Annotated in this window: 25 protein-coding genes; 24 read left to right on the top strand and 1 reads right to left on the bottom strand. The window is 55.2% G+C overall.

The features are described 5' to 3' along the window. Window positions 1–5: 5 nt before the first annotated feature. The 5 genes from pxpB (at window position 6) to nei (ending at window position 3,852) form a co-directional block, all read left to right on the top strand. On the top strand, window positions 6–662 hold the full coding sequence (gene pxpB / locus CWM52_RS19870; protein WP_100685660.1) for a 5-oxoprolinase subunit PxpB: 657 nt from the start codon (window positions 6–8) through the stop codon (window positions 660–662). After that, window positions 656–1,588 carry a 5-oxoprolinase subunit PxpC gene (pxpC, locus tag CWM52_RS19865; RefSeq protein WP_100685659.1) on the top strand — a complete coding sequence of 311 codons (933 nt, stop codon included), beginning with the start codon at window positions 656–658 and terminating at the stop codon, window positions 1,586–1,588. Before pxpB ends, pxpC begins: the two co-directional genes overlap by 7 nt. Further along, on the top strand, window positions 1,578–2,324 hold the full coding sequence (gene pxpA / locus CWM52_RS19860; protein ID WP_100685658.1) for a 5-oxoprolinase subunit PxpA: 747 nt from the start codon (window positions 1,578–1,580) through the stop codon (window positions 2,322–2,324). The genes pxpC and pxpA overlap by 11 nt, the downstream gene beginning before the upstream one ends. Window positions 2,325–2,400: 76 nt before the next feature. Continuing rightward, window positions 2,401–3,045 (top strand): pyroglutamyl-peptidase I, encoded by a 645-nt coding sequence (gene pcp, locus CWM52_RS19855; protein WP_100685657.1) that lies wholly within the window; start codon window positions 2,401–2,403, stop codon window positions 3,043–3,045. 15 nt (window positions 3,046–3,060) lie between these two features. Next, window positions 3,061–3,852, top strand: a complete 792-nt coding sequence (gene nei, locus CWM52_RS19850) for an endonuclease VIII (protein ID WP_100685656.1) — start codon at window positions 3,061–3,063, stop codon at window positions 3,850–3,852. A 224-nt stretch (window positions 3,853–4,076) separates the two neighbouring features. On the opposite strand, the gene gltA is transcribed toward nei, so the two are convergent. Next, on the bottom strand, window positions 4,077–5,363 hold the full coding sequence (gene gltA / locus CWM52_RS19845) for a citrate synthase (RefSeq protein ID WP_100685655.1): 1,287 nt from the start codon (window positions 5,361–5,363) through the stop codon (window positions 4,077–4,079). Between the two features lie 637 nt (window positions 5,364–6,000). Between gltA and sdhC the strand changes: the two genes are divergently transcribed. The 19 genes from sdhC (at window position 6,001) to cpoB (ending at window position 25,780) form a co-directional block, all read left to right on the top strand. Then, a complete protein-coding gene (gene sdhC, locus CWM52_RS19830) occupies window positions 6,001–6,405 on the top strand; it encodes a succinate dehydrogenase cytochrome b556 subunit (RefSeq protein ID WP_004859662.1) in 405 nt (134 codons plus the stop codon). After that, window positions 6,399–6,746, top strand: a complete 348-nt coding sequence (gene sdhD, locus CWM52_RS19825) for a succinate dehydrogenase membrane anchor subunit (protein ID WP_004859665.1) — start codon at window positions 6,399–6,401, stop codon at window positions 6,744–6,746. Before sdhC ends, sdhD begins: the two co-directional genes overlap by 7 nt. After that, window positions 6,746–8,512, top strand: a complete 1,767-nt coding sequence (gene sdhA, locus CWM52_RS19820) for a succinate dehydrogenase flavoprotein subunit (protein ID WP_004859668.1) — start codon at window positions 6,746–6,748, stop codon at window positions 8,510–8,512. The genes sdhD and sdhA overlap by 1 nt, the downstream gene beginning before the upstream one ends. 15 nt (window positions 8,513–8,527) lie before the next feature. Continuing rightward, window positions 8,528–9,244, top strand: a complete 717-nt coding sequence (gene sdhB, locus CWM52_RS19815) for a succinate dehydrogenase iron-sulfur subunit SdhB (RefSeq protein ID WP_100685653.1) — start codon at window positions 8,528–8,530, stop codon at window positions 9,242–9,244. A gap of 383 nt (window positions 9,245–9,627) precedes the next feature. After that, window positions 9,628–12,435, top strand: coding sequence for a 2-oxoglutarate dehydrogenase E1 component (gene sucA / locus CWM52_RS19810; protein ID WP_100685652.1), 2,808 nt, complete (start codon window positions 9,628–9,630; stop codon window positions 12,433–12,435). 14 nt (window positions 12,436–12,449) lie between these two features. After that, a complete protein-coding gene (odhB, locus tag CWM52_RS19805) occupies window positions 12,450–13,670 on the top strand; it encodes a 2-oxoglutarate dehydrogenase complex dihydrolipoyllysine-residue succinyltransferase (protein ID WP_100685651.1) in 1,221 nt (406 codons plus the stop codon). A gap of 143 nt (window positions 13,671–13,813) precedes the next feature. Further along, a complete protein-coding gene (gene sucC, locus CWM52_RS19800) occupies window positions 13,814–14,980 on the top strand; it encodes an ADP-forming succinate--CoA ligase subunit beta (RefSeq protein ID WP_004859677.1) in 1,167 nt (388 codons plus the stop codon). Continuing rightward, complete coding sequence (sucD, locus tag CWM52_RS19795; RefSeq protein WP_004859678.1) at window positions 14,980–15,849, top strand: succinate--CoA ligase subunit alpha; 870 nt, start codon at window positions 14,980–14,982, stop codon at window positions 15,847–15,849. The genes sucC and sucD overlap by 1 nt, the downstream gene beginning before the upstream one ends. 841 nt (window positions 15,850–16,690) lie before the next feature. After that, complete coding sequence (gene cydA, locus CWM52_RS19790) at window positions 16,691–18,259, top strand: cytochrome ubiquinol oxidase subunit I (RefSeq protein WP_100685650.1); 1,569 nt, start codon at window positions 16,691–16,693, stop codon at window positions 18,257–18,259. A 15-nt stretch (window positions 18,260–18,274) separates the two neighbouring features. After that, window positions 18,275–19,414 carry a cytochrome d ubiquinol oxidase subunit II gene (gene cydB / locus CWM52_RS19785; RefSeq protein WP_100685649.1) on the top strand — a complete coding sequence of 380 codons (1,140 nt, stop codon included), beginning with the start codon at window positions 18,275–18,277 and terminating at the stop codon, window positions 19,412–19,414. 15 nt (window positions 19,415–19,429) lie between these two features. Then, window positions 19,430–19,543 (top strand): cytochrome bd-I oxidase subunit CydX, encoded by a 114-nt coding sequence (gene cydX, locus CWM52_RS19780; RefSeq protein ID WP_004859685.1) that lies wholly within the window; start codon window positions 19,430–19,432, stop codon window positions 19,541–19,543. Continuing rightward, window positions 19,543–19,836, top strand: coding sequence for a cyd operon protein YbgE (ybgE, locus tag CWM52_RS19775; protein ID WP_100685648.1), 294 nt, complete (start codon window positions 19,543–19,545; stop codon window positions 19,834–19,836). The genes cydX and ybgE overlap by 1 nt, the downstream gene beginning before the upstream one ends. A 160-nt stretch (window positions 19,837–19,996) precedes the next feature. Next, complete coding sequence (gene ybgC, locus CWM52_RS19770; RefSeq protein WP_100685647.1) at window positions 19,997–20,401, top strand: tol-pal system-associated acyl-CoA thioesterase; 405 nt, start codon at window positions 19,997–19,999, stop codon at window positions 20,399–20,401. Beyond that, window positions 20,398–21,090 carry a Tol-Pal system protein TolQ gene (gene tolQ, locus CWM52_RS19765; protein WP_004859692.1) on the top strand — a complete coding sequence of 231 codons (693 nt, stop codon included), beginning with the start codon at window positions 20,398–20,400 and terminating at the stop codon, window positions 21,088–21,090. Before ybgC ends, tolQ begins: the two co-directional genes overlap by 4 nt. Before the next feature lie 3 nt (window positions 21,091–21,093). After that, window positions 21,094–21,522, top strand: a complete 429-nt coding sequence (tolR, locus tag CWM52_RS19760; protein WP_100685646.1) for a colicin uptake protein TolR — start codon at window positions 21,094–21,096, stop codon at window positions 21,520–21,522. Between the two features lie 103 nt (window positions 21,523–21,625). Then, window positions 21,626–23,002 (top strand): cell envelope integrity protein TolA, encoded by a 1,377-nt coding sequence (gene tolA, locus CWM52_RS19755; protein ID WP_100685645.1) that lies wholly within the window; start codon window positions 21,626–21,628, stop codon window positions 23,000–23,002. 128 nt (window positions 23,003–23,130) lie between these two features. After that, on the top strand, window positions 23,131–24,423 hold the full coding sequence (tolB, locus tag CWM52_RS19750) for a Tol-Pal system beta propeller repeat protein TolB (RefSeq protein ID WP_100685644.1): 1,293 nt from the start codon (window positions 23,131–23,133) through the stop codon (window positions 24,421–24,423). 34 nt (window positions 24,424–24,457) lie between these two features. Further along, entirely contained in the window at window positions 24,458–24,982 is a 525-nt protein-coding gene (gene pal, locus CWM52_RS19745) for a peptidoglycan-associated lipoprotein Pal (RefSeq protein WP_002895068.1), read from the top strand. 9 nt (window positions 24,983–24,991) lie between these two features. Then, a complete protein-coding gene (cpoB, locus tag CWM52_RS19740) occupies window positions 24,992–25,780 on the top strand; it encodes a cell division protein CpoB (protein WP_100685643.1) in 789 nt (262 codons plus the stop codon). The last annotated feature ends 217 nt before the right edge of the window (window positions 25,781–25,997 follow it).

The following is a 25,997-nucleotide window of genomic DNA, read 5'->3' as shown; positions in this document are numbered from 1 at the left end:
AAAAAGTGCAGCGAGCGCGTTGTTACATGTTAGGCGAAACCGCCGTGGTTCTGGAGCTCGATCCCCCGCTGACGCTGGAGAGTCAAAAGCGTATCTGGCGGCTGGCCCAAAGACTGGCGGATCATGAAGAGGCCCTGGATGCGATACCGGGGATGAACAATATTACCGTGGTCCTGCGCCATCCGCAGACGATGGCATGGGATGCGATTGAGCAGTTGCAGCGCTGGTGGGAGGAGAGTGAGGCGCTTGAGCCGCAGTCGCGGCTGATGACCATTCCGGTTATCTACGGTGGTGAAGATGGCCCCGATCTGGCAAACGTGGCGCTCCACAGCGGGCTGACGGAAAAGCAGGTCGTTGAACTGCACGCCTCCGTCGAGTACGTGGTGTGGTTTCTTGGTTTCCAGCCGGGATTTCCCTATCTCGGCGGACTGCCGGAACGTTTAGCGATGCCGCGACATGCGGAACCGCGTCTGCGGGTCCCCGCCGGCTCTGTCGGCATCGGCGGCGCGCAAACCGGCGTGTATCCGCTGGCGACGCCGGGCGGATGGCAACTGCTGGGCCGCACGCCGCTGGCGCTTTTTGATCCCATGCGTCAGGAGCCCGTGCTGCTGCGTGCCGGCGATCGCGTTCGCTTTGTGCCGCAAAAGGAGGGGATATGCTGAAGATGATCCGCGCCGGAATGTACTCCTCGGTACAGGATGGCGGGCGTGAAGGACAGCGGCAGTCGGGGATCAGTCTCTGCGGCGCGCTGGATAAACCTTCGCTGGTGATTGCCAACCTGCTGGTCGGCAACGCGGCGAATGCCGCCGCGCTGGAGATTACGCTCGGCCAGGTGGATATTCAGTTTGAACGCGATTGCTGGTTTGCGCTGACCGGTGCCGCCTGTGAAGCCATGCTGGACGACAAGCCGGTATGGGTTGGCTGGCGAATGGCGGCGAAGGCCGGGCAGCATCTGGTGCTTAAAAACCCGCAGTACGGGATCCGCAGCTATCTGGCGGTGGCCGGAGGCATTGATGTCCCGCAGGTGCTTGGCTCGCGCTGTACCGATCTGAAAGTCGGCATTGGCGGCCTTGAAGGGCGGCGACTACAGGATGGCGATCGGCTGAAACTGGGGAAAGCGTCCCGGCGATTCAGCGCGTCGCGTGGCATTAAGTCACTGCCGGTCGGGAACCGCATCCGCGCGTTACCGGGGCCGGAGTACCATGAATTTGATCGGGCTTCGCAGGGGGCGTTCTGGCGTTCCCCCTGGCAGCTTAGCGCCCAGAGTAACCGGATGGGATATCGCCTGCAGGGCCAACCGCTTACCCGCACCACCGATCGCGAAATGTTCTCGCACGGCCTGCTGCCGGGCGTGGTGCAGGTCCCGCATAGCGGCCAGCCGATTGTTCTGATGAACGACGCGCAGACCACCGGCGGCTACCCGCGTATTGCCTGTATTATCGACGCTGATATGTACCAGCTGGCGCAAATTCCGCTGGGCCAGCCGATTCACTTTGTTCCGTGCACGCTGGAAGAGGCGTTGAAAGCGCGTGCGGATCAGCAGCGTTATCTGGAACAACTGGCATGGAGACTGAGCGATGATCATTGATTTAAATGCCGATCTGGGGGAAGGCTGCGCGAGCGATAGCGCGTTGTTACAGCTGGTCTCCTCCGCCAATATCGCCTGCGGTTTTCACGCCGGCGATGCGTTACTGATGCATAAATGCGTGCGTGAGGCGTTGAAAAACGGCGTGGCCGTCGGGGCGCATCCCAGCTTTCCCGATCGGGAAAATTTTGGCCGCACCGCAATGCAGCTGCCGCCGGAGACGGTCTATGCCCAGATGCTGTATCAGATTGGCGCGCTGGCGGCGATCGTGCGCGCGGAAGGCGGTGAACTCAGGCACGTGAAGCCGCACGGTATGCTCTACAACCAGGCGGCAAAAGAGGCGCCGCTGGCCGATGCGATTGCCCGGGCGGTGCGGGATTTCGATCCTGCGCTGATCCTGGTCGGGCTGGCAGGCAGTGAATTAATTCGCGCCGGACAACATTACAAGCTGGCTACGCGGCAGGAGGTGTTCGCCGATCGCGGGTATCTGGCTGACGGTAGTCTGGTGCCGCGTTCACAGCCCGGGTCGCTTATCGACAGCGAAGAGCAGGCGTTGGCGCAGACGCTGGAAATGGTGCAACACAATCGGGTACGCAGTCTCACCGGTGAATGGGCGCACGTTATCGCCGACACCGTGTGTCTTCACGGCGACGGCGAGCATGCGCTGGATTTTGCGCGCCGTTTGCGTGCGGCTTTTGCCGGACGCAATATTCAGGTCAGCGCGGAAACAGAAGAATAAAACCATCATTGGCTTGATATTAGCCATCGTGAACGTTTTTTTGCTCTGTTTCCTGCTGTTCTTGTAAGGAGGGATCGTGGCTGGCGTATTGATTACTGGATTTGAACCCTTTGGCGGCGAGGCGGTGAACCCTTCGTGGGAAGTGGTTAAGCAGCTTGACGGCGCGATCGTTGGCGGCGAGCGCGTGGTCGCACGACAGCTGCCCTGTGTATTTGGCGAGGCCCTGACGACGCTGTATGCGGCGCTGGATGAGTATCAGCCGGTGTTAACGATAGCGGTCGGGCAGGCGGGGGGGCGTGTCGATATTACCGTCGAACGCATCGCGATAAACGTCGATGATGCGCGTATTGCCGATAATAAAGGCCAGCAGCCGGTTGACGTGCCGGTGGTGGCCGGCGGTCCGGCGGCCTGGTTCAGCAGCCTGCCGGTGAAAGCGATTGTCGCGGCGCTGCGCGGACAGGGCATACCGGCATCGGTGTCGCAAACGGCGGGGACATTCGTCTGCAACCATGTGATGTATGGCCTGCTGCAGGCATTAAACGGGAGAAGCGGAGCGAAAGGCGGTTTTATCCATATTCCGTACCTCCCGGAGCAGGCGGCCGCCCATCCGGGTGAGGCGAGTATGGCGCTACCAACGGTCCGTGCGGCGCTGGAGACGGCGATTGCCGTCTCCTTGCGCCAGGAAGGCGATGTGAAAATCGTCGGCGGGGCCACGCACTAACACAAGGACGCTACTATGCCAGAAGGTCCGGAGATCCGCCGCGCGGCGGATAGCCTGGAGGCGGCGGTCAAAGGCGAACCTCTTACCGATGTCTGGTTCGCTTTTCCGCCGCTACAGGTGTATCAAGCTCAACTGGTAGGCCAGCGGATAACCCATATAGAAACCCGCGGCAAAGCTCTGCTGACCCATTTCTCCGGCGGCCTGACGCTCTACAGTCATAATCAGCTGTACGGCGTCTGGCGCGTGGTGGCGGCGGGCGAACAGCCGGTCAGCAATAGGGTGCTGCGGGTCAGACTGCAGACAGCGGAGAAGGCGATTTTGCTCTATAGCGCGTCGGATATCGCTATTCTGACGCCGGAGCAGCTGGCCAGCCATCCGTTTTTATTGCGGGTGGGACCGGATGTGCTGGATATGACGCTGACCGCGGAATCGGTCAAAGCCCGCCTGCTGTCGGCCAGATTCCGTCGGCGGCAGTTTTCCGCTTTGCTGTTGGATCAGGCGTTTCTGGCCGGGCTGGGAAACTATTTACGCGTGGAGATTCTCTGGCAGGTGGGGTTGAGCGGGCGGCATAACGCATCGGCGCTCGATGATAAGCAGCTCGATGCCCTGGCCCATGCGCTGCTGGATATTCCGCGCCTGTCGTATCGTACCCGCGGTAGGGTGGATGAGAATAAACATCACGGCGCGCTGTTCCACTTTAAGGTTTTCCATCGCGATGGCGAAATTTGCGAGCGCTGCGGCGGGATTATCGAGAAAACGATGCTCGCGTCGCGGCCGTTTTACTGGTGTCCGGGATGCCAGCGTTAGCGATACGTTGCTCGCTCTTTTAGATAGCGTGCCGGTATGGCATGCGCCTGACCCGGCCCACGGTATCTACCGGTTGGGGTAGGCCCACGCAAGCGGCCTGCGCTATCGACCTGCTTTTGTCGGCCCGCGCAAGCGAAGCGCCGCCGGGCAATGCCGCCAGAACGCACTTTGTTAACAATAAAAAAACGCGCCCGCAGGCGCGTTTTTGCTCTTCAGAATCGCACTTAGCCTTTGACCACGTCGGATTTGAAGTCGCGTTTTTCGTAGCCGGTATACAGCTGACGCGGACGCGCGATTTTCATGCCGTCGCTGTGCATTTCGTTCCAGTGAGCAATCCAGCCAACGGTACGCGCCATCGCGAAGATAACGGTAAACATGGAGGACGGAATGCCCATCGCTTTCAGAATGATACCGGAGTAGAAATCGACGTTCGGGTAGAGTTTCTTCTCGATAAAGTACGGGTCGTTGAGCGCGATGTGCTCAAGTTCCATGGCCACTTCCAGCAGATCGTCTTTGGTGCCCAGTTCTTTCAGCACTTCATGACAGGTTTCACGCATCACGGTGGCGCGCGGGTCGTAGTTTTTGTACACGCGGTGGCCAAAGCCCATCAGACGGAAAGAGTCGTTTTTGTCTTTCGCGCGACGGACAAATTCCGGAATGTGCTCAACGGAACTGATCTCTTCCAGCATCTTCAGCGCAGCTTCGTTGGCGCCACCGTGCGCCGGTCCCCACAGGGAGGCGATGCCCGCAGCGATACAGGCGAACGGATTCGCGCCAGAAGAACCTGCGGTACGGACGGTGGAGGTGGATGCGTTCTGTTCGTGGTCGGCGTGCAGGATCAGGATACGGTCCATAGCGCGTTCCAGTACCGGGTTAACCTCGTAGGTTTCACACGGTGTGGAGAACATCATATTCAGGAAGTTGCCCGCGTAAGAGAGGTCGTTGCGCGGATAAACGAAAGGCTGGCCGATTGAATATTTGTAACACATGGCTGCCATTGTCGGCATTTTGGACAGCAGGCGGTAGGCGGCGATTTCACGGTGGCGCGGATTGTTGACATCCAGAGAGTCGTGATAGAACGCGGCCAGCGCGCCGGTGATACCGCACATCACCGCCATCGGGTGGGAGTCGCGGCGAAACGCGTGGAACAGACGGGTAATCTGCTCGTGGATCATGGTGTGGCGGGTAACGATGGTCTTGAATTCGTTGTACTGTTCCTGGTTCGGTTTTTCACCGTTCAGCAGGATGTAACACACTTCGAGGTAGTTGGACTCGGTCGCTAACTGATCGATCGGGAAACCGCGGTGGAGCAGGATACCTTCATCACCATCGATAAACGTGATTTTAGATTCACATGATGCGGTGGAAGTGAAACCAGGGTCAAAGGTGAATACGCCTTTTGATCCAAGACTACGAATATCAATAACATCCTGACCGAGCGTGCCCTTTAGCACATCCAGTTCAATAGCAGTATCACCGCCTAGGGTGATTTTTGCTTTAGCATCAGACATTTATGGTCTCCTTAGCGCCTTTATTGCGTAAGACTGCCGGGTGTGGATTTGCCTTCGGCCCGTGTCTGATTACGTTACCAGTTTGTTATGTTGCACACAGCTCTGCGTCAGCGGAAATGGCAGGGTACAGAGCAAAGGCGCTTGATGGTACGTCTTCAGCCTACGACGAAACAGCAGCAAATCAGCGTTTTAGCAGTCCGAATTTAAAAATCTGTATACCACTAATAACTGTCCTGATTACATCGGTCAATACCATCACACTGTTGCATAACTTATTCTCAGGTGAAAGAGTGACCCCATAACTTTTGCGCATTATTGCATTTATCTGGTAATGGTTGTAACAAGAATGTTTAATATTTGTCAAATCAGGTGATTAAAATTTAAAATAATGTTGTTATCGTGACCTCGATCACTGTTCGGGACAAAACCCGACAAACTATATGTAGGTTAATTGTAATGATTTTGTGAACGGCCTATACTGCCGCCAGGTCTCCGGAACACCCTGCAATCCCGAGCCACCCAGCGTTGTCTGGTCACGTTTTAGCTCTTGAAAAGGGGTTTTATCATGACCACTGGTTATAGAAAGGACGCTGTCTGACCCGCAAGCAGACCGGAGGAAGGAAACAATAAGAACAGCATGTGGGCGTTATTCATGGTAAGAAATGTGAAAAAACAAAGACCTGTCAATCTGGATCTGCAAACGATCCGGTTCCCAATCACAGCGATAGCGTCCATTCTCCATCGCGTTTCCGGTGTGATCACCTTCGTGGCGGTCGGGATTCTGCTTTGGTTGCTGGGCACCAGCCTTTCCTCTCCAGAAGGTTTCCTCGTTGCGTCTTCCATCATGGATAGCTTCTTTGTGAAGTTCATCATGTGGGGCATCCTGACCGCGCTGGCATACCACGCCGTTGTCGGTATCCGCCACCTGTTGATGGATTTTGGCTACCTGGAAGAAACCCTCGAAGTAGGGACACGCTCCGCTAAGATTTCTTTTGTTATTACTGTCGTGCTTTCACTTCTCGCAGGAGTCCTCGTATGGTAAGCAACGCCTCAGCACTGGGACGCAACGGCGTACATGACTTCATTCTGGTTCGTGCTACCGCCATCGTTCTGACCCTTTACATCATCTATATGGTCGGCTTTTTCGCCACCACCGGTGAAATTTCCTGGGAAGTCTGGACGGGTTTTTTCTCCTCCGCATTCACTAAAGTCTTCACCCTGTTAGCCCTCGTCTCCATTCTGATTCATGCCTGGATCGGGATGTGGCAGGTGTTGACGGACTACGTTAAACCGCTGGCTGTACGCTTAATTCTGCAACTGGTTATCGTTGTTGCGCTGGTGGCTTACGTTCTTTATGGATTTGTTGTGGTGTGGGGTGTGTGATGAAATTGCCTGTCAGAGAATTTGATGCAGTTGTGATTGGTGCCGGTGGCGCAGGTATGCGCGCGGCGCTGCAAATTTCCCAGAGCGGCCAGACCTGTGCGCTGCTCTCTAAAGTGTTCCCTACCCGTTCCCATACCGTTTCCGCGCAGGGTGGCATCACCGTGGCGCTCGGTAATACCCATGAAGATAACTGGGAATGGCATATGTATGACACGGTGAAAGGTTCCGATTATATCGGCGACCAGGATGCCATCGAATATATGTGTAAGACCGGCCCGGAAGCGATTCTGGAGCTTGACCATATGGGGCTGCCGTTCTCCCGTCTGGAGAATGGCACCATTTATCAACGTCCGTTTGGCGGCCAGTCGAAAAACTTCGGCGGCGAACAGGCGGCACGTACCGCGGCTGCGGCTGACCGTACCGGTCACGCACTGCTGCATACCCTTTATCAGCAAAACCTGAAAAACCACACCACCATTTTCTCCGAGTGGTATGCGCTGGATCTGGTGAAAAACGCCGATGGCGCGGTGGTGGGTTGTACCGCGCTGTGCATTGAAACCGGGGAAGTGGTTTACTTCAAAGCGCGGGCGACCGTGCTGGCAACCGGCGGCGCGGGCCGTATCTACCAGTCCACCACTAACGCCCACATCAACACCGGTGACGGTGTCGGGATGGCGATTCGCGCCGGCGTGCCGGTGCAGGATATGGAAATGTGGCAGTTCCACCCGACCGGTATCGCCGGGGCCGGGGTTCTGGTGACGGAAGGCTGCCGCGGTGAAGGCGGTTATCTGCTGAACAAACACGGCGAGCGCTTTATGGAGCGTTACGCCCCGAATGCGAAAGACCTGGCGGGTCGTGATGTGGTGGCGCGTTCCATCATGATCGAAATCCGCGAAGGTCGCGGCTGTGACGGCCCGTGGGGCCCGCATGCAAAACTGAAACTGGACCATCTGGGCAAAGAGGTTCTGGAATCCCGTCTGCCGGGCATTCTGGAGCTTTCTCGTACCTTCGCCCACGTCGACCCGGTGAAAGAGCCGATTCCGGTTATCCCGACCTGCCACTACATGATGGGCGGTATTCCGACCAAAGTGACCGGCCAGGCGCTGACCGTAAACGAGCAGGGCGAAGACGTGGTGATTCCTGGCCTGTTCGCCGTCGGCGAAATTGCCTGCGTATCGGTCCACGGCGCGAACCGTCTGGGCGGTAACTCTCTGCTTGACCTGGTGGTGTTTGGTCGTGCGGTCGGTCTGCATCTGCAGGAGTCGATTGCCGAGCAGGGCGATCTGCTTGACGCGACCGAAGCTGAAATCGATGCCTCCCTTGAGCGTCTGAACCGCTGGAACGGCAACCGTAACGGCGAAGATCCGGTGGAAATCCGTAAAGCGCTGCAAGAGTGCATGCAGCATAACTTCTCGGTCTTCCGCGAAGGCGATGCGATGGCCAAAGGGCTTGAGCAGCTGAAAGCTATCCGCGAGCGCCTGAAAAATGCGCGCCTGGATGACACCTCCAGTGAATTCAACACCCAGCGCGTTGAGTGTCTGGAGCTGGATAACCTGATGGAAACGGCCTACGCCACTGCGGTGTCGGCAAACTTCCGTACCGAAAGCCGCGGCGCGCATAGTCGCTTCGACTTCCCGGATCGTGATGACGAAAACTGGCTGTGCCATTCCCTGTATCTGCCAGAGTCGGAATCCATGACGCGTCGTAGCGTCAATATGGAACCGAAACTGCGTCCGGCATTCCCGCCGAAGATTCGTACTTATTAATGCGGAGACAGGAAAATGAAACTCGAGTTTTCAATTTATCGTTATAACCCGGACGTTGACGATGCTCCGCGCATGCAGGATTACACCCTCGAAGCGGAAGAAGGTCGTGACATGATGCTGCTGGATGCCCTGATGCAGCTGAAAGAAAAAGACCCGTCACTCTCATTTCGTCGTTCCTGCCGTGAAGGGGTGTGTGGCTCCGACGGTCTGAACATGAACGGCAAAAACGGTCTGGCGTGCATCACGCCGATCTCCGCGCTGAATCAGGCGGGTAAGAAAATTGTCATCCGTCCGCTGCCCGGTTTGCCGGTTATCCGTGATTTGGTGGTGGACATGGGGCAATTCTATGCACAATATGAGAAGATTAAGCCTTACTTGTTGAATAATGGGCAAAATCCTCCGGCTCGTGAGCACCTGCAGTCTCCGGAGCAGCGTGAGAAGCTTGATGGTCTGTACGAGTGTATTCTTTGCGCATGTTGCTCAACCTCTTGCCCGTCGTTCTGGTGGAACCCGGACAAGTTTATCGGCCCGGCCGGTCTGCTGGCTGCGTATCGTTTCCTGATTGACAGTCGCGATACCGAAACCGACAGCCGTCTCGAAGGGCTAAGCGATGCTTTCAGCGTATTCCGCTGTCACAGCATCATGAACTGCGTCAGTGTCTGTCCGAAAGGGCTTAACCCGACGCGCGCCATCGGCCATATTAAGTCGATGCTGCTGCAGCGCAGTGCGTAAGCAACCCGGTCTGTCCCGGATGGCGCTATCGCTTATCCGGGCTACCCGAAGCAGTAGCCCCGGCAAGCGTTCGCGCCGCCGGGGGATATAGCAGGAAACCTCTAAAAACTGCCACATGAATAGTAATAATCGAGATGTTCAGCGCGAGACAAGGCGCGAGCAGAACGAATCTCCGGGAGCATAGTGAACTATGTGACCGGAGTGAGTGAGGGTCGCAACACAGTCGCAGCCTGAACAAAGAAGATTATTAGGCAGTTTTTAAAGGTTCCTTCGCGGACGCAGAAGCCACAACTCGTCCGTAAAGAGTGAACCCCGGCACGTACAATTGCTGTGCGTGGTAGTTTCTACGGCGAAATAAGCATATAAATGCTTAAGGGATCACGATGCAGAACGGCGCAATGAAAGCCTGGCTGGACTCTTCTTACCTCTCTGGTTCGAACCAGAGCTGGATAGAACAGCTCTATGAAGACTTCTTAACCGATCCTGACTCTGTTGACGCCAACTGGCGTTCTATGTTCCAGCAGTTACCTGGCACCGGAGTCAAACCGGATCAATTTCACTCGAAAACGCGTGATTATTTCCGTCGACTGGCGAAGGATGCCTCACGTTACACTTCTTCGATTTCCGACCCTGATACCAATGTGAAGCAGGTTAAAGTCCTGCAGCTCATCAACGCATATCGCTTCCGTGGTCACCAGCATGCGAATCTCGATCCGCTGGGACTGTGGAAGCAAGAGAGAGTGGCGGATCTCGATCCTGCATACCACGATCTGACCGAGGCCGATTTCCAGGAAAGCTATAACGTAGGTTCATTCGCCATCGGCAAAGATACGATGAAACTGGGCGAGCTGATTGCCGCGCTCAAACAAACCTACTGCGGCGCTATCGGCGCGGAATACATGCACATCACCTCTACCGAAGAAAAACGCTGGATTCAGCAGCGTATTGAGTCGGTAGCAGGCAAAGCCAGCTTTACCGCTGACGAGAAAAAACGTTTCCTGACCGAGCTGACGGCAGCCGAAGGCCTGGAACGTTACCTCGGCGCGAAATTCCCGGGCGCCAAACGCTTCTCGCTGGAAGGCGGCGATGCGCTGATCCCGATGCTCAAAGAGATGATCCGGCACGCAGGTAAAAGCGGCACCCGTGAAGTGGTGCTCGGCATGGCGCACCGCGGTCGTCTGAACGTGCTGGTGAACGTTCTGGGTAAAAAACCGCAGGACCTGTTCGACGAGTTTGCGGGTAAGCATAAAGAACACCTTGGCACCGGCGACGTGAAGTACCATATGGGCTTCTCTTCCGACATGGAAACCGAAGGCGGCCTGGTGCATCTGGCGCTGGCGTTTAACCCATCGCACCTCGAAATCGTCAGCCCGGTGGTTATCGGATCGGTTCGCGCGCGTCTCGATCGCCTCGACGAGCCGAGCAGCAATAAAGTGCTGCCGATTACTATCCACGGCGACGCCGCAGTGACCGGTCAGGGCGTGGTTCAGGAAACCCTGAACATGTCCAAGGCGCGCGGCTACGAAGTGGGCGGTACCGTACGTATCGTTATTAACAACCAGGTGGGCTTTACTACCTCGAACCCGCTGGATGCGCGCTCTACGCCGTACTGCACCGATATCGGTAAAATGGTTCAGGCGCCTATCTTCCACGTCAACGCGGACGATCCGGAAGCCGTTGCTTTCGTCACCCGCCTGGCGCTGGATTTCCGTAATACCTTCAAACGCGATGTCTTTATCGACCTGGTGTGCTACCGCCGTCACGGCCATAACGAAGCCGACGAGCCGAGCGCAACTCAGCCGCTGATGTATCAGAAAATCAAAAAACATCCGACCCCGCGCAAAATCTACGCCGACAAACTTGAGCACGACAAAGTGTCGACCCTGGAAGATGCGACCGAACTGGTTAACCTCTATCGTGATGCGCTGGATGCCGGCGAATGCGTGGTTGAGGAGTGGCGTCCGATGAATCTGCACTCCTTTACCTGGTCGCCGTACCTCAACCACGAGTGGGATGAGAGCTACCCGAGTAAAGTCGAGATGAAACGTCTGCAGGAGCTGGCTAAACGCATCAGCACCGTGCCGGACAGCATTGAGATGCAGTCCCGTGTGGCGAAGATTTATGGCGATCGCCAGGCGATGGCGGCCGGCGAGAAGCTGTTCGACTGGGGCGCGGCAGAAAACCTGGCTTACGCTACGCTGGTTGATGAAGGTATTCCGATCCGTCTGTCCGGTGAAGACTCCGGTCGCGGTACGTTCTTCCACCGCCACTCCGTGATTCATAACCAGGTGAACGGTTCAACCTACACCCCGCTGCAGCATGTGCATAACGGTCAGGAGCATTTCAAAGTCTGGGACTCGGTGCTTTCTGAAGAAGCGGTGCTGGCGTTCGAATACGGCTACGCCACTGCCGAACCGCGCACGCTGACCATCTGGGAAGCGCAGTTTGGCGACTTTGCTAACGGCGCTCAGGTGGTTATCGACCAGTTCATCAGTTCCGGCGAGCAGAAATGGGGCCGGATGTGCGGTCTGGTGATGCTGTTGCCGCACGGCTACGAAGGCCAGGGTCCGGAGCACTCCTCCGCGCGTCTGGAACGCTATCTGCAGCTGTGCGCTGAACAGAATATGCAGGTTTGCGTGCCATCGACTCCGGCTCAGGTGTACCACATGCTGCGTCGTCAGGCGCTGCGCGGTATGCGTCGCCCGCTGGTGGTGATGTCGCCGAAATCTCTGCTGCGTCATCCGCTGGCGGTCTCCAGCCTCGACGAACTGGCGAACGGCACTTTCCTGCCGGCTATCGGTGAAATTGATGACCTCGACCCGAAAGCAGTGAAGCGTGTTGTCCTGTGCTCTGGTAAGGTTTATTACGATCTGCTGGAACAACGCCGTAAGAACGACCAAAAAGATGTCGCTATCGTGCGCGTAGAGCAGCTCTATCCGTTCCCGCATCAGGCGGTACAGGAAGCGCTGAAGCCTTACGCTCACGTGCATGACTTTGTCTGGTGCCAGGAAGAGCCGCTCAACCAGGGTGCGTGGTACTGCAGTCAGCATCACTTCCGCGAAGTGATTCCGTTTGGGGCCTCTCTGCGTTACGCAGGCCGCCCGGCCTCCGCCTCTCCGGCGGTAGGGTATATGTCCGTTCACCAGAAACAGCAACAAGATCTGGTCAATGACGCGCTGAACGTCGATTAATTAAAGGATACATAATGAGTAGCGTAGATATTCTGGTTCCCGATCTGCCTGAGTCCGTAGCTGACGCGACGGTTGCGACCTGGCATAAAAAACCGGGCGATAGCGTCCAGCGTGATGAAGTGCTGGTGGAAATCGAAACTGACAAAGTGGTACTGGAAGTACCGGCTTCAGCGGACGGCATTCTGGACGCAGTGCTGGAAGACGAAGGTGCAACCGTACTTTCTCGCCAGATTCTCGGTCGCCTGCGTGAAGGCAACAGCGCGGGCAAAGAGTCTGCGGCGAAAGCCGACGCCAAAGAGTCCACCCCGGCTCAGCGTCAGCAGGCGTCTCTGGAAGAGCAGAGCAATGATGCGCTCAGCCCGGCGATTCGTCGTCTGCTGGCTGAACACAACCTCGATGCCGCTGCCATTAAAGGCACCGGCGTCGGCGGCCGCCTGACCCGTGAAGATGTTGAGAAACATCTGGCGGCGGCTCCGGCTAAAACCGAAGCCAAAGCGCCTGCCGCAGCGCCAGCACCGGTTGCGCAACTGGGCCACCGTTCTGAAAAACGCGTGCCGATGACCCGCCTGCGCAAACGCGTTGCCGAGCGTCTGCTGGAAGCGAAGAACTCCACCGCCATGCTGACGACCTTTAACGAAGTCAACATGAAGCCGATTATGGATCTGCGTAAGCAGTACGGCGATGCCTTCGAAAAACGTCACGGTATCCGTCTGGGCTTTATGTCCTTCTATGTGAAAGCCGTGGTTGAAGCGCTGAAACGCTATCCGGAAGTGAATGCCTCCATCGATGGCGATGACGTGGTGTATCACAACTACTTCGATGTCAGCATGGCGGTCTCTACCCCGCGCGGTCTGGTGACGCCGGTTCTGCGTGATGTGGACCTGCTGGGCATGGCGGATATCGAAAAGAATATTAAAGAGCTGGCAGTGAAAGGCCGTGACGGCAAGCTGACCGTAGATGACCTGACCGGCGGTAACTTCACCATTACCAACGGCGGCGTATTCGGTTCTCTGATGTCCACGCCAATCATCAACCCACCGCAGAGCGCCATTCTGGGTATGCATGCCATTAAAGACAGACCGATGGCGGTCAATGGCAAGGTAGAAATTCTGCCGATGATGTACCTGGCGCTCTCTTACGACCACCGTCTGATCGATGGACGTGAGTCGGTAGGCTTCCTGGTCGCTATCAAAGAGCTGCTGGAAGACCCGACACGTCTGCTGCTGGACGTGTAGTCAGCAAGAGTATTACCTACCGTAGGCCGGATAAAGCGTTACGCCGCCATCCGGCGTTGATGAGATGCCTGATGGCGGCGCTAGCGCGTTTTTCAGGCCTACAGGTTTAAAGATAATTATTCCCTGAAGGATGGACTGAACACATGAACTTACATGAATATCAGGCAAAACAACTGTTTGCCCGCTATGGTTTACCGGCGCCGGTGGGTTATGCCTGTACTACTCCGCGCGAAGCAGAAGAAGCCGCATCAAAAATCGGCGCGGGTCCGTGGGTAGTGAAATGTCAGGTTCACGCTGGTGGCCGCGGTAAAGCGGGCGGTGTGAAAGTAGTTAACAGTAAAGAAGACATTCGCGCTTTTGCTGAGCACTGGCTGGGCAAACGCCTTGTGACCTACCAGACAGACGCCAACGGCCAGCCGGTTAACCAGATTCTGGTTGAAGCAGCGACAGATATCGCTAAAGAGCTGTATCTGGGTGCGGTTGTTGACCGTAGCTCCCGTCGCGTGGTGTTCATGGCCTCCACCGAAGGCGGCGTGGAAATCGAAAAAGTGGCGGAAGAAACCCCGCACCTGATCCACAAAATTGCTATCGATCCGCTGGCAGGCCCGATGCCTTACCAGGGACGCGAGCTGGCGTTCAAACTGGGTCTGGAAGGTAAACAGGTTCAGCAGTTCACCAAAATCTTTATGGGTCTGGCGACTATCTTCCTGGAGCGCGACCTGGCGCTGATCGAAATCAACCCGTTGGTTATCACCAAACAGGGCGACCTGATCTGCCTCGACGGCAAACTGGGCGCCGATGGCAATGCGCTGTTCCGCCAGCCGGATCTGCGTGAAATGCGTGACCAGTCGCAGGAAGACCCGCGTGAAGCGCAGGCTGCGCAGTGGGAACTGAACTACGTTGCGCTGGACGGCAACATCGGTTGTATGGTTAACGGCGCGGGCCTGGCAATGGGCACCATGGACATCGTTAAACTGCACGGCGGCGAACCGGCTAACTTCCTCGACGTTGGCGGCGGCGCAACCAAAGAGCGCGTGACCGAAGCGTTCAAAATCATTCTTTCCGACAGCAATGTTAAAGCCGTACTGGTTAACATCTTCGGCGGTATCGTGCGTTGCGACCTGATTGCTGACGGCATCATCGGCGCGGTAGCGGAAGTGGGCGTGAACGTACCGGTTGTCGTTCGTCTGGAAGGGAACAACGCCGAACTGGGTGCGAAAAAACTGGCTGACAGCGGCCTGAATATTATTGCAGCGAAAAGTCTGACGGACGCAGCACAGCAGGTTGTTGCCGCAGTGGAGGGGAAATAATGTCCATTTTAATTGATAAAAACACCAAGGTTATCTGCCAGGGCTTTACCGGTAGCCAGGGGACTTTCCACTCTGAACAAGCGATTGCTTACGGCACCCAAATGGTCGGCGGCGTTACGCCGGGCAAAGGCGGCACTACTCACCTGGGTCTGCCGGTGTTCAACACCGTGCGTGAGGCTGTTGAAGCGACCGGCGCGACCGCGACCGTTATCTACGTTCCGGCCCCGTTCTGTAAAGACTCTATTCTGGAAGCTATCGACGCAGGCATTAAGCTTATCATTACCATCACCGAAGGTATCCCGACGCTGGATATGCTGACGGTGAAAGTGAAGCTGGATGAAGCCGGTGTGCGCATGATAGGCCCGAACTGCCCGGGCGTTATCACTCCTGGCGCTTGCAAAATCGGCATTATGCCGGGCCACATTCACCAGCCGGGCAAAGTGGGCATCGTTTCCCGTTCCGGTACGCTGACCTATGAAGCCGTTAAGCAGACTACCGACTATGGCTTTGGCCAGTCTACCTGTGTGGGTATCGGCGGCGACCCGATCCCGGGCTCTAACTTTATCGACATCCTGAAGCTGTTCCAGGAAGATCCGCAGACCGAGGCTATCGTGATGATAGGTGAGATCGGCGGTAGCGCAGAAGAAGAAGCGGCTGCCTACATCAAAGATCACGTCACCAAACCGGTTGTCGGTTACATCGCGGGCGTTACCGCGCCGAAAGGCAAGCGTATGGGCCACGCGGGCGCCATTATCGCAGGCGGGAAAGGCACGGCTGATGAGAAATTTGCTGCGCTGGAAGCCGCGGGCGTAAAAACCGTGCGTAGCCTGGCGGATATCGGCGAAGCGCTGAAATCCATCATTAAGTAAACCCTCTCTGCTCCTGCGCAGCAGAACAATGTCCGATTTCGACATGGTTGGCCACCGTCCAGGTGGCCTTTTTTATGCCTGTCTTTCCTGGCGCTTCAGGGCGGCTGGTGGCGCAGTTTTACTGCGCCACGGCCGAACCGTTCAGAAAAACCACTTCTATTGTATTGATTTAAAACCTGTTTTTTATAAATAAAAATAAGATATTTTTCGGCAGGGGAGGGAATGATACTCAGTGCTATTTCTTGCCAGAAAATGAAAAGATAAAAATGATGATTTAATTGATGCTGTCTATCAGGAAAAATACTGTGAAGCGTCTAACATTAATCGGGTCGCTATTTTTTTTCACGCCACGCGGCTTAAAGTTAAATCATATTACCTATACTTCTCATATCTCTCTTTTTAGTAACCATTATTGGCATGCATTAAACATATATTTAACATTACTTTCACCATTATTCTTTGTTGGGATACATAATTAACATGAGTGAGAAAAATTGATTTATATCAATGTTTAAAGCTTGGAAAAATCCATAAAAAAACGTTAAATTGTCGCCAATCAAATTGGCTTAAGTCAGGCATTTTCGCTATATATTGATCACTGTCGTAAATGTAAAACTGATTCAATAAAATCCTGTTTATTGTAAGGTTATTGCGGCGTAATATATTGGGGAATCAATTGGGTTTTTCGTTAACGTATTTGTAACCTTTGCGAGGAGCTGTTTCGTCTGGTGACGAAACGGTAACGAAGCGGGAAGCAAGTTATTTTGTATTGGGGCATGCGTATGAATCAGATGTGCAGGGTTCATTCTCGGAGTCTTCATGCGATGAGCAAGGAGTCATGATGTTAGATATAGTCGAACTGTCGCGCTTACAGTTTGCCTTGACCGCGATGTACCACTTCCTTTTTGTGCCACTGACGCTCGGTATGGCGTTCCTGCTGGCCATCATGGAAACGGTTTACGTCCTCTCCGGCAAACAGATTTATAAAGATATGACCAAATTCTGGGGCAAGTTGTTTGGTATCAACTTTGCGCTGGGTGTAGCAACCGGGTTGACCATGGAGTTCCAGTTCGGGACAAACTGGTCTTATTACTCTCACTACGTGGGCGATATCTTCGGTGCGCCTCTGGCCATTGAAGGTCTGATGGCCTTCTTCCTCGAATCTACCTTTGTAGGTCTGTTCTTCTTCGGTTGGGATCGTCTGGGCAAAGTTCAGCACATGGCGGTAACCTGGCTGGTGGCACTGGGTTCCAACTTGTCTGCACTGTGGATCCTCGTGGCTAACGGCTGGATGCAAAACCCGATCGCCTCGGATTTCAACTTTGAAACCATGCGTATGGAGATGGTCAGTTTCTCTGAACTGGTTCTGAACCCGGTTGCTCAGGTGAAATTTGTGCATACCGTCGCATCCGGCTACGTCTGCGGCGCGATGTTCGTTCTGGGTATCAGTTCCTACTATATGTTGCGCGGCCGCGACTTCGCCTTCGCTAAACGTTCCTTTGCCATTGCTGCCAGCTTCGGTATGGCGGCGATTCTCTCCGTTATCGTGCTCGGCGATGAATCCGGTTACGAAATGGGCGACGTGCAGAAAACTAAACTTGCGGCCATCGAAGCCGAATGGGAAACCCAGCCGGCTCCGGCTGCCTTTACCCTGTTTGGTATTCCGGACCAGGACGCACAGACAAACCATTTCGCGATTCAGATCCCTTATGCGCTGGGTATCATTGCGACCCGTTCCGTAGACAAGCCGGTTATCGGTCTGAAAGATCTGTTAAGCCAGCACGAAGCGCGCATCCGCAACGGGATGAAAGCTTACGCGCTGCTGGAACAGCTGCGTTCCGGTTCAACCGACCAGGCCGTTCGTGATGAATTCAATCACGTGAAGAAAGATCTGGGCTACGGTCTGCTGCTGAAACGCTATACCACGAATGTGGCTGAAGCGACGGAAGAACAAATTGCGATGGCGACGAAAGATTCTATTCCTCGCGTTGCGCCGCTGTACTTCGCGTTCCGTATCATGGTGGCCTGCGGCATCCTGATGCTCGGTATCATCGCGGCGTCGTTCTGGACCGTTATCCGTAACCAGATTGGCGAGAAGAAATGGCTGCTGCGCGTTGCGATGTTCGCAATTCCTGTGCCGTGGATCGCTATCGAGTCCGGTTGGTTCGTGGCGGAATATGGCCGCCAGCCGTGGGCGATAGGTGAGGTACTGCCTACCGCGGTAGCGAACTCGTCCCTGACTGCGGGCGATCTGCTCTTCTCGATGCTGCTGATTTGCGGTCTGTACACCCTGTTCCTGGTCGCGGAGCTGTATCTGATGTTCAAATTCGCACGCCGTGGACCAAGCAGCCTGAAAACCGGTCGCTACCACTACGAGCAGTCTTCCACGACTACTCAGCCGGCACGCTAAGACAGGAGTCGTCAAATGATCGATTATGAAGTATTGCGTTTTATCTGGTGGCTGCTGATCGGTGTCCTGCTGATTGGTTTTGCCGTCACCGATGGCTTCGACATGGGGGTGGGCATGCTCACCCGTTTCCTCGGTCGTAATGACACCGAGCGTCGAATCATGATTAACTCCATCGCTCCGCACTGGGACGGAAACCAGGTGTGGCTGATCACCGCCGGCGGCGCGCTGTTTGCCGCCTGGCCGACGGTGTATGCCGCCGCGTTCTCCGGCTTCTATGTGGCGATGGTTCTGGTGCTGGCCTCTTTGTTCTTCCGTCCGGTGGGTTTTGACTACCGCTCGAAGATTGAAGACACGCGCTGGCGCAACATGTGGGACTGGGGCATCTTCATCGGTAGCTTCGTTCCTCCGCTGGTGATTGGCGTGGCGTTCGGTAACCTGCTGCAGGGCGTACCGTTCCATATGGATGAATATATGCGCCTGTTCTACACCGGTAACTTCTTCCAGCTGCTGAACCCGTTTGGTCTGCTGGCCGGTATTGTTAGCGTGGCGATGATTCTGACGCAGGGGGCGACCTACCTGCAGATGCGTACCGTGGGTGAGCTGCACCTGCGTGCCCGCACTACCTCTCAGGTAGCGGCGCTGGTAACGCTGGTTTGCTTCCTGCTGGCCGGTGTCTGGGTGGTATACGGGATTGACGGTTATGTGGTCACCTCGGCTATCGACCACACTGCGCCGTCTAACCCGCTGACCAAAGAGGTGACTCGTCAGGCTGGAGCATGGTTGGCGAACTTCAATAATATGCCTTCGCTGTGGGCTATCCCGGTACTGGGCGTCGTCTTGCCGCTGCTGACTATCCTGACCTCGCGGATGGAGAAGGGCGCTCTGGCGTTTATCTTCTCTTCTCTGACGCTGGCCTGCATCATCCTGACTGCCGGGATTGCGATGTTCCCGTTCATCATGCCGTCCAGCACGATGATGAACGTGAGCCTGACCATGTGGGATTCAACCTCCAGCCAGAGAACGCTGAACGTAATGACTTATGTGGCGATTATCTTCGTGCCGATTATTCTGGGCTACACCACCTGGTGTTACTGGAAGATGTTCGGTCGCATTACCCGCGAAGACATCGAAAAGAACACCCACTCGTTGTATTAAGGTAAGGAGCTAGATATGTGGTATTTCGCATGGATTTTGGGAACGCTTCTTGCCTGTGCTTTTGGGGTTATCACCGCGTTAGCGCTTGAGCACGTGGAAAGCACCAAAGCAGGTAAAGAAGAACACTGATGAGTAAAATTATCGCAATGCTGTATGCGATAATGGATAAGCGCCCGTTAAGGGCGCTTTCCTTATTGATGGCGCTGCTGCTGGCCGGCTGCATTTTCTGGGATCCGTCGCGCTTTGCGGCAAAGACCAGTGAGCTGGAGATCTGGCACGGCTTCCTGCTGATGTGGGCCGTGTGTGCCGGCGTTATCCACGGCGTCGGTTTCCGCCCGCATGCCATTCACTGGCAAGGGATTTTTTGTCCACTTATCGCTGATATTGTACTCATCACGGGGCTGTTTTTTTTCTTCTTTTGAAAGAGAAGAGAATAAGAGAACTCTGTTAACCTCATGGGCTTGCATAAGCCCATAAAAATTTACTCGCTGTTTACTTTCCCCCATTCCAAACCACCTTTCCCGCGCGTATAGTAGCGAAGTTTGAAAGCACTAATCTTTTTTTGCATTACCGGGATGTAAAGTGAATACAACGCTGTTTCGATGGCCGGTTCGTGTCTACTATGAAGATACCGATGCCGGTGGTGTGGTTTACCACGCCAGTTACGTTGCTTTTTATGAAAGAGCACGCACAGAGATGCTGCGCCACCATCACTTCAGTCAGCAGGTTTTGCTGGCTGAGCGAGTTGCCTTCGTGGTTCGCAAAATGACGCTGGAATATTTTGCGCCCGCCAGACTCGACGACATGCTCGAAATCCAGACGGAAATCACCTCGATGAGAGGTACCTCGTTGGTTTTCACGCAGCGAATCGTCAACGCAGAGAATGCAGTTTTGAACGAAGCTGAGGTTCTCATCGTGTGCGTTGATCCACTCTTAATGAAGCCTCGTGCGCTTCCCAAGTCTATTGTCGCGGAGTTTAAGCAGTGACTGACATGAATATCCTTGATTTGTTCCTGAAGGCAAGCCTTCTGGTTAAACTTATCATGTTGATTTTGATTGGTTTTTCTATCGCTTCCTGGGCCATTATTATTCAGAGAACGCGCATCCTCAACACGGCAAGCCGCGAGGCGGAAGCCTTTGAAGACAAGTTCTGGTCGGGCATTGAGCTTTCTCGCCTGTATCAGGAGAGCCAGGGGCGTCGCGATAACCTGGTGGGTTCGGAACAAATTTTCTACAGTGGTTTCAAAGAGTTTGCTCGTTTGCATCGCGCCAACAGCCATGCGCCAGAGGCGGTGGTTGAAGGGGCATCACGCGCCATGCGCATCTCGATGAACCGTGAGATCGAGACGCTGGAAACGCACATCCCGTTCCTCGGAACCGTGGGTTCCATCAGTCCGTATATCGGCCTGTTTGGTACCGTCTGGGGGATCATGCACGCCTTTATCGCACTCGGTGCGGTGAAACAGGCTACTCTGCAGATGGTTGCTCCGGGTATCGCCGAAGCGCTGATCGCCACGGCAATCGGTCTGTTCGCGGCGATTCCGGCGGTGATGGCCTACAACCGTTTGAACCAGCGTGTGAATAAACTTGAACTGAACTATGACAACTTTATGGAAGAGTTCACCGCGATTCTGCACCGTCAGGCGTTTACCAGCAGCGAAAGCAATAAGGGGTAAGCCATGGCCAGAGCACGTGGACGCGGACGTCGCGAACTGAAGTCCGAGATCAACATCGTTCCGCTGCTGGATGTCTTGTTGGTGCTGTTGCTGATCTTTATGGCGACCGCGCCGATCATTACGCAGAGCGTAGAGGTCGACCTGCCGGATGCGACGGAAACACAGGCGGTCAAAAGTAATGATGATCCGCCGGTGATTGTTGAAGTTTCCGGCGTCGGACAGTACAGCGTGAAAGTGGGTCCGGAAACGCTGTCGCAGCTACCGCCAGAGCAGGTTATTGCTGAAGCGAAGCGCCGACTCGACGCCAACGAGAAGACGGTGTTCCTGATCGGCGGTGCGAAAGACGTACCTTACGATGAAATTATTAAAGCGCTTAACCTGTTGCATAGCGCAGGGGTTAAATCGGTTGGCTTAATGACCAAGCCTATTTAATCGCTTCGGATATGTGCGCCCGCCGGGCCGCTGGCTGCGAGAATCACAGACTCGCGGCCGGCGAGAGTAGCGGGGACAGGCGAACAGTTTTTGGGAACCGATAGTGTCAAAGGCAACCGAACAAAACGACAAGCTTAAACGAGCGATCATAATTTCAGTCGCGCTGCACATCATTCTGATCGCGCTGCTGATCTGGAGTTCGTTCGACGAGCATCTGGATACCTCAGCCGGCGGCGGCGGAGGTTCTTCCATTGATGCGGTAATGGTCGATCCGGGGGCGGTGGTGAGTAACTACAACCGCCAACAGCAGCAGCAGGCCAGCGCGCGTCGGGCTGCGGAGCAGCGCGAGAAGCAGGCTCAGCAGCAGGCTGAAGAATTGCGTGAAAAGCAGGCCGCCGAACAGGAACGACTGAAACAGATGGAGCAGGAGCGTTTGCAGGCGCAGGAAGCGGCTAAGCAAGCGAAGGAAGAGCAGAAGCAGGCTGAAGAGGCGGCGGCGAAAGCGGCGGCAGCGGCGAAAGCTAAAGCGGATGCTCAGGCGAAAGAAGCACAGGAAGCGGCAGCAAAAGCCGCAGCTGACGCGAAAGCGAAGGCCGATGCGCAGGCGAAAGCAGCCGAAGCCGCAGCCGCTAAAGCCGCAGCCGATGCGAAGAAACAGGCGGAAGCCGAAGCAGCGAAAGCCGCGGCGGATGCTCAGAAGAAAGCGGAAGCTGAAGCGGCGAAAGCCGCAGCGGATGCCCAGAAGAAAGCCGAAGCCGATGCTGCGAAAAAAGCGCAGCAGCAGGCTGAGAAGAAAGCCCAGCAGGAAGCGGCTAAGCAGGCAGCGGCCGAGAAAGCCGCCGCCGAAAAAGCCGCTGAGAAAGCAGCCGAAAAAGCAGCTGAAAAAGCCGCGGCGCAAAAAGCCGCCTCTGAAAAAGCGGCAGCAGAAAAGGCCGCCGCAGCAGAGAAAGCCGCCGCGGAAAAAGCGGAAAAAGCCGCCGCAGCCAAGGCCGCAGCAGCGGAAAAAGCTGCTGCTGATAAAGCGGCTAAAGCGGCAGCAGCCAAGGCTGCTGCCGCGAAAAAAGCCGCGGCAGCGAAGGATGCTGAGGGCGTAGACGACCTGCTCGGCGATCTGAGTTCAGGTAAGAATGCGCCTAAAACAGGCGGTGGGGCAAAAGGTAACAATCAGCCTTCGAAAGACACCGGGAAGTCTGGTTCTAACGGCGGTGATAACGGGGCAGAAGTAAGCGCTTATGCCAGGCAAATTCAGATAGCCATCCAGAGCCGTCTGTATGATGCAAGCCTTTATCAGGGCAAACGGTGCGTGTTGCATATCAACCTCGCACCTGATGGTACTTTAAAAGGCATAACATCTGAAGGCGGCGATCAGGCGCTTTGCCAGGCTGCATTGACAGCGGCAAAAACTGCGACTATTCCTAAACCGCCTAGTCAGGCAGTTTATGAAAGAATAAAAAATGCCACACTGGACTTTAAACTGTAGTGATCTTCCCCGTTCATGCGGGGAAAACAAACTATGGTAGTCACTGGGTTTCGGTAGTTTTGTGTATTTGAGTTTGTTAACATTCTGCTAAATTATCGTGGGCTTTCCGCCCGGATAAGGGAGATATGATGAAGCAGGCATTACGAGTAGCATTTGGTTTTTTAATGCTGTGGGCGGCGGTGCTGCACGCAGAAGTACGTATCGAGATCACCCAGGGGGTGGACTCGGCGCGCCCGATCGGCGTTGTGCCGTTCCAGTGGGCAGGGCCGGGTGCCGCGCCTGAAGATATTGGCGGTATCGTGGCGGCTGACTTGCGTAACAGCGGTAAGTTCAACCCACTGGATCGCTCGCGTCTGCCTCAGCAACCGGGAACGGCGCAAGAAGTTCAGCCGGCGGCATGGTCTGCGCTGGGTATTGATGCGGTGGTTGTCGGTCAGGTGACCGGGAACCCGGACGGGTCGTACAACGTGGCTTACCAGCTGGTGGATACCGGCGGTGCACCGGGGACGATTCTGGCGCAGAACTCTTATAAGGTCACTAAACAGTACCTGCGCTATGCGGCTCACACCGCCAGCGACGCGGTGTTTGAGAAACTGACCGGGATAAAAGGCGCTTTCCGTACCCGTATCGCCTACGTTGTCCAGACTAACGGCGGTCAGTTCCCGTATGAGCTGCGCGTCTCCGACTACGATGGCTATAACCAGTTTGTCGTCCACCGTTCACCGCAGCCGCTGATGTCTCCGGCCTGGTCTCCGGATGGTTCTAAACTGGCTTACGTGACCTTCGAAAGCGGTCGTTCAGCGCTGGTGGTGCAGACCCTGGCTAACGGCGCGGTGCGTCAGATTGCCTCGTTCCCGCAGCATAACGGCGCTCCTGCCTTCTCGCCGGACGGCAGCAAACTGGCCTTCGCATTGTCGAAAACCGGTAGCCTGAACCTGTATGTGATGGATCTGGGCTCGGGCCAGATTCGTCAGGTGACCAACGGTCGCAGCAACAATACCGAACCAAGCTGGTTCCCGGATAGTCAGAACCTGGCCTTTACGTCTGACCAGGCCGGTCGTCCGCAGGTGTATAAAGTCAGCATCGGCGGCGGCACTCCGCAGCGTATCTCCTGGGAAGGTTCGCAGAACCAGGATGCGGATGTCAGCAGCGACGGTAAATTTATGGTAATGGTCAGCTCGGCCGGTGGTCAGCAGCACATTGCCAAACAAGATCTGGTAGCGGGTGGCGTACAAGTTCTGTCGTCAACGTTCCTGGATGAAACGCCAAGTCTGGCACCTAACGGCACTATGGTAATCTACAGCTCTTCTCAGGGGATGGGATCTGTGCTGAATCTGGTTTCTACAGATGGGCGTTTCAAAGCGCGTATTCCGGCGACTGACGGACAGGTAAAATTCCCTGCCTGGTCTCCGTATCTGTGATAATAAATAATTGATTACTAAAGGAATCAAAGAAATGCAACTGAACAAAGTGCTGAAAGGGCTGATGATCGCTCTGCCGGTTATGGCAATCGCGGCATGTTCTTCTAACAAGAACGCCAGCAACGACCAGAGCGGTGAAGGCATGCTGGGTGCCGGCACTGGTATGGATGCTAACGGTAACGGCGGCAATATGTCTTCTGAAGAGCAGGCTCGTCTGCAGATGCAGCAGCTGCAGCAGAACAACATCGTTTACTTCGATCTGGATAAGTACGATATCCGTTCTGACTTCGCTGCAATGCTGGATGCGCACGCTAACTTCCTGCGTAGCAACCCGTCCTACAAAGTGACCGTAGAAGGTCATGCGGATGAGCGCGGTACTCCGGAATACAACATCGCTCTGGGTGAGCGTCGTGCTAACGCCGTTAAGATGTATCTGCAGGGCAAAGGTGTTTCTGCTGACCAGATCTCCATCGTTTCTTACGGTAAAGAAAAACCTGCAGTACTGGGTCACGACGAAGCGGCTTACGCTAAAAACCGTCGCGCCGTACTGGTTTACTAAGAGAATTGCATGAGCAGTAACTTCAGACATCATCTGTTGAGTCTGTCGTTACTGGTTGGCATAGCGGCCCCCTGGGCCGCTTTTGCTCAGGCGCCAATCAGTAGTGTCGGCTCAGGCTCGGTCGAAGACCGCGTCACTCAACTCGAGCGTATTTCTAACGCTCACAGCCAGCTTTTAACCCAACTTCAGCAACAGCTCTCCGATAATCAGAATGATATTGATTCCCTGCGCGGCCAGATTCAGGAAAATCAGTATCAGCTCAATCAGGTTGTCGAACGGCAGAAGCAAATTCTGTTACAGATCGACGGTCTGAGCAGCGGTGGGGCGGCGGCAGGTGCACAGCCATCGTCTTCGGCAGGCGATCAGGGTGCGGCGGCTACCGCGGCGCCAGCCGCCTCTTCTGGCGCTCCCGCCTCGACCGGGGATGCCAATACTGACTACAATGCGGCTATTGCGCTGGTGAAAGATCCGTCCCGCCAGGATGACGCGCAGGCAGCATTTCAGAATTTCGTCAAAAAGTACCCGGATTCAACCTATCAGCCGAATGCCAACTACTGGCTCGGTCAGTTGAATTACAACAAGGGGAAAAAAGATGATGCCGCTTATTATTTCGCTTCCGTGGTTAAGAATTACCCTAAATCCCCGAAAGCGCCTGATGCCATGTTTAAGGTCGGCGTGATTATGCAGGATAAAGGCGATACCGCGAAGGCGAAGGCTGTTTACCAACAGGTCGTCAGTAAATTTCCTGGCACCGACGGCGCGAAACAGGCTCAGAAACGTCTTAATGCCCTTGGGTGATTATGGCATGACCAGAAATCGCATTATTTCTGGTCTTGTCGCGTGAATCCTAAGCAGTCAGATGTTTTTTATCGAAATACTTGTTGCGCTGAATTCTTAAATCAGTAATATATGCCGCCGTTGCCACGGGATATCAAACAAGCCTGAAGCGACGAAAAAAGTGGGTCGTTAGCTCAGTTGGTAGAGCAGTTGACTTTTAATCAATTGGTCGCAGGTT

The organism is Raoultella sp. T31 (assembly GCF_002806725.1).
Lineage (GTDB): Bacteria > Pseudomonadota > Gammaproteobacteria > Enterobacterales > Enterobacteriaceae > Klebsiella > Klebsiella electrica.
The sequence above is the reverse complement of the archived record's forward strand: the minus strand, read 5'-3'. Positions and strand labels throughout refer to the sequence as shown.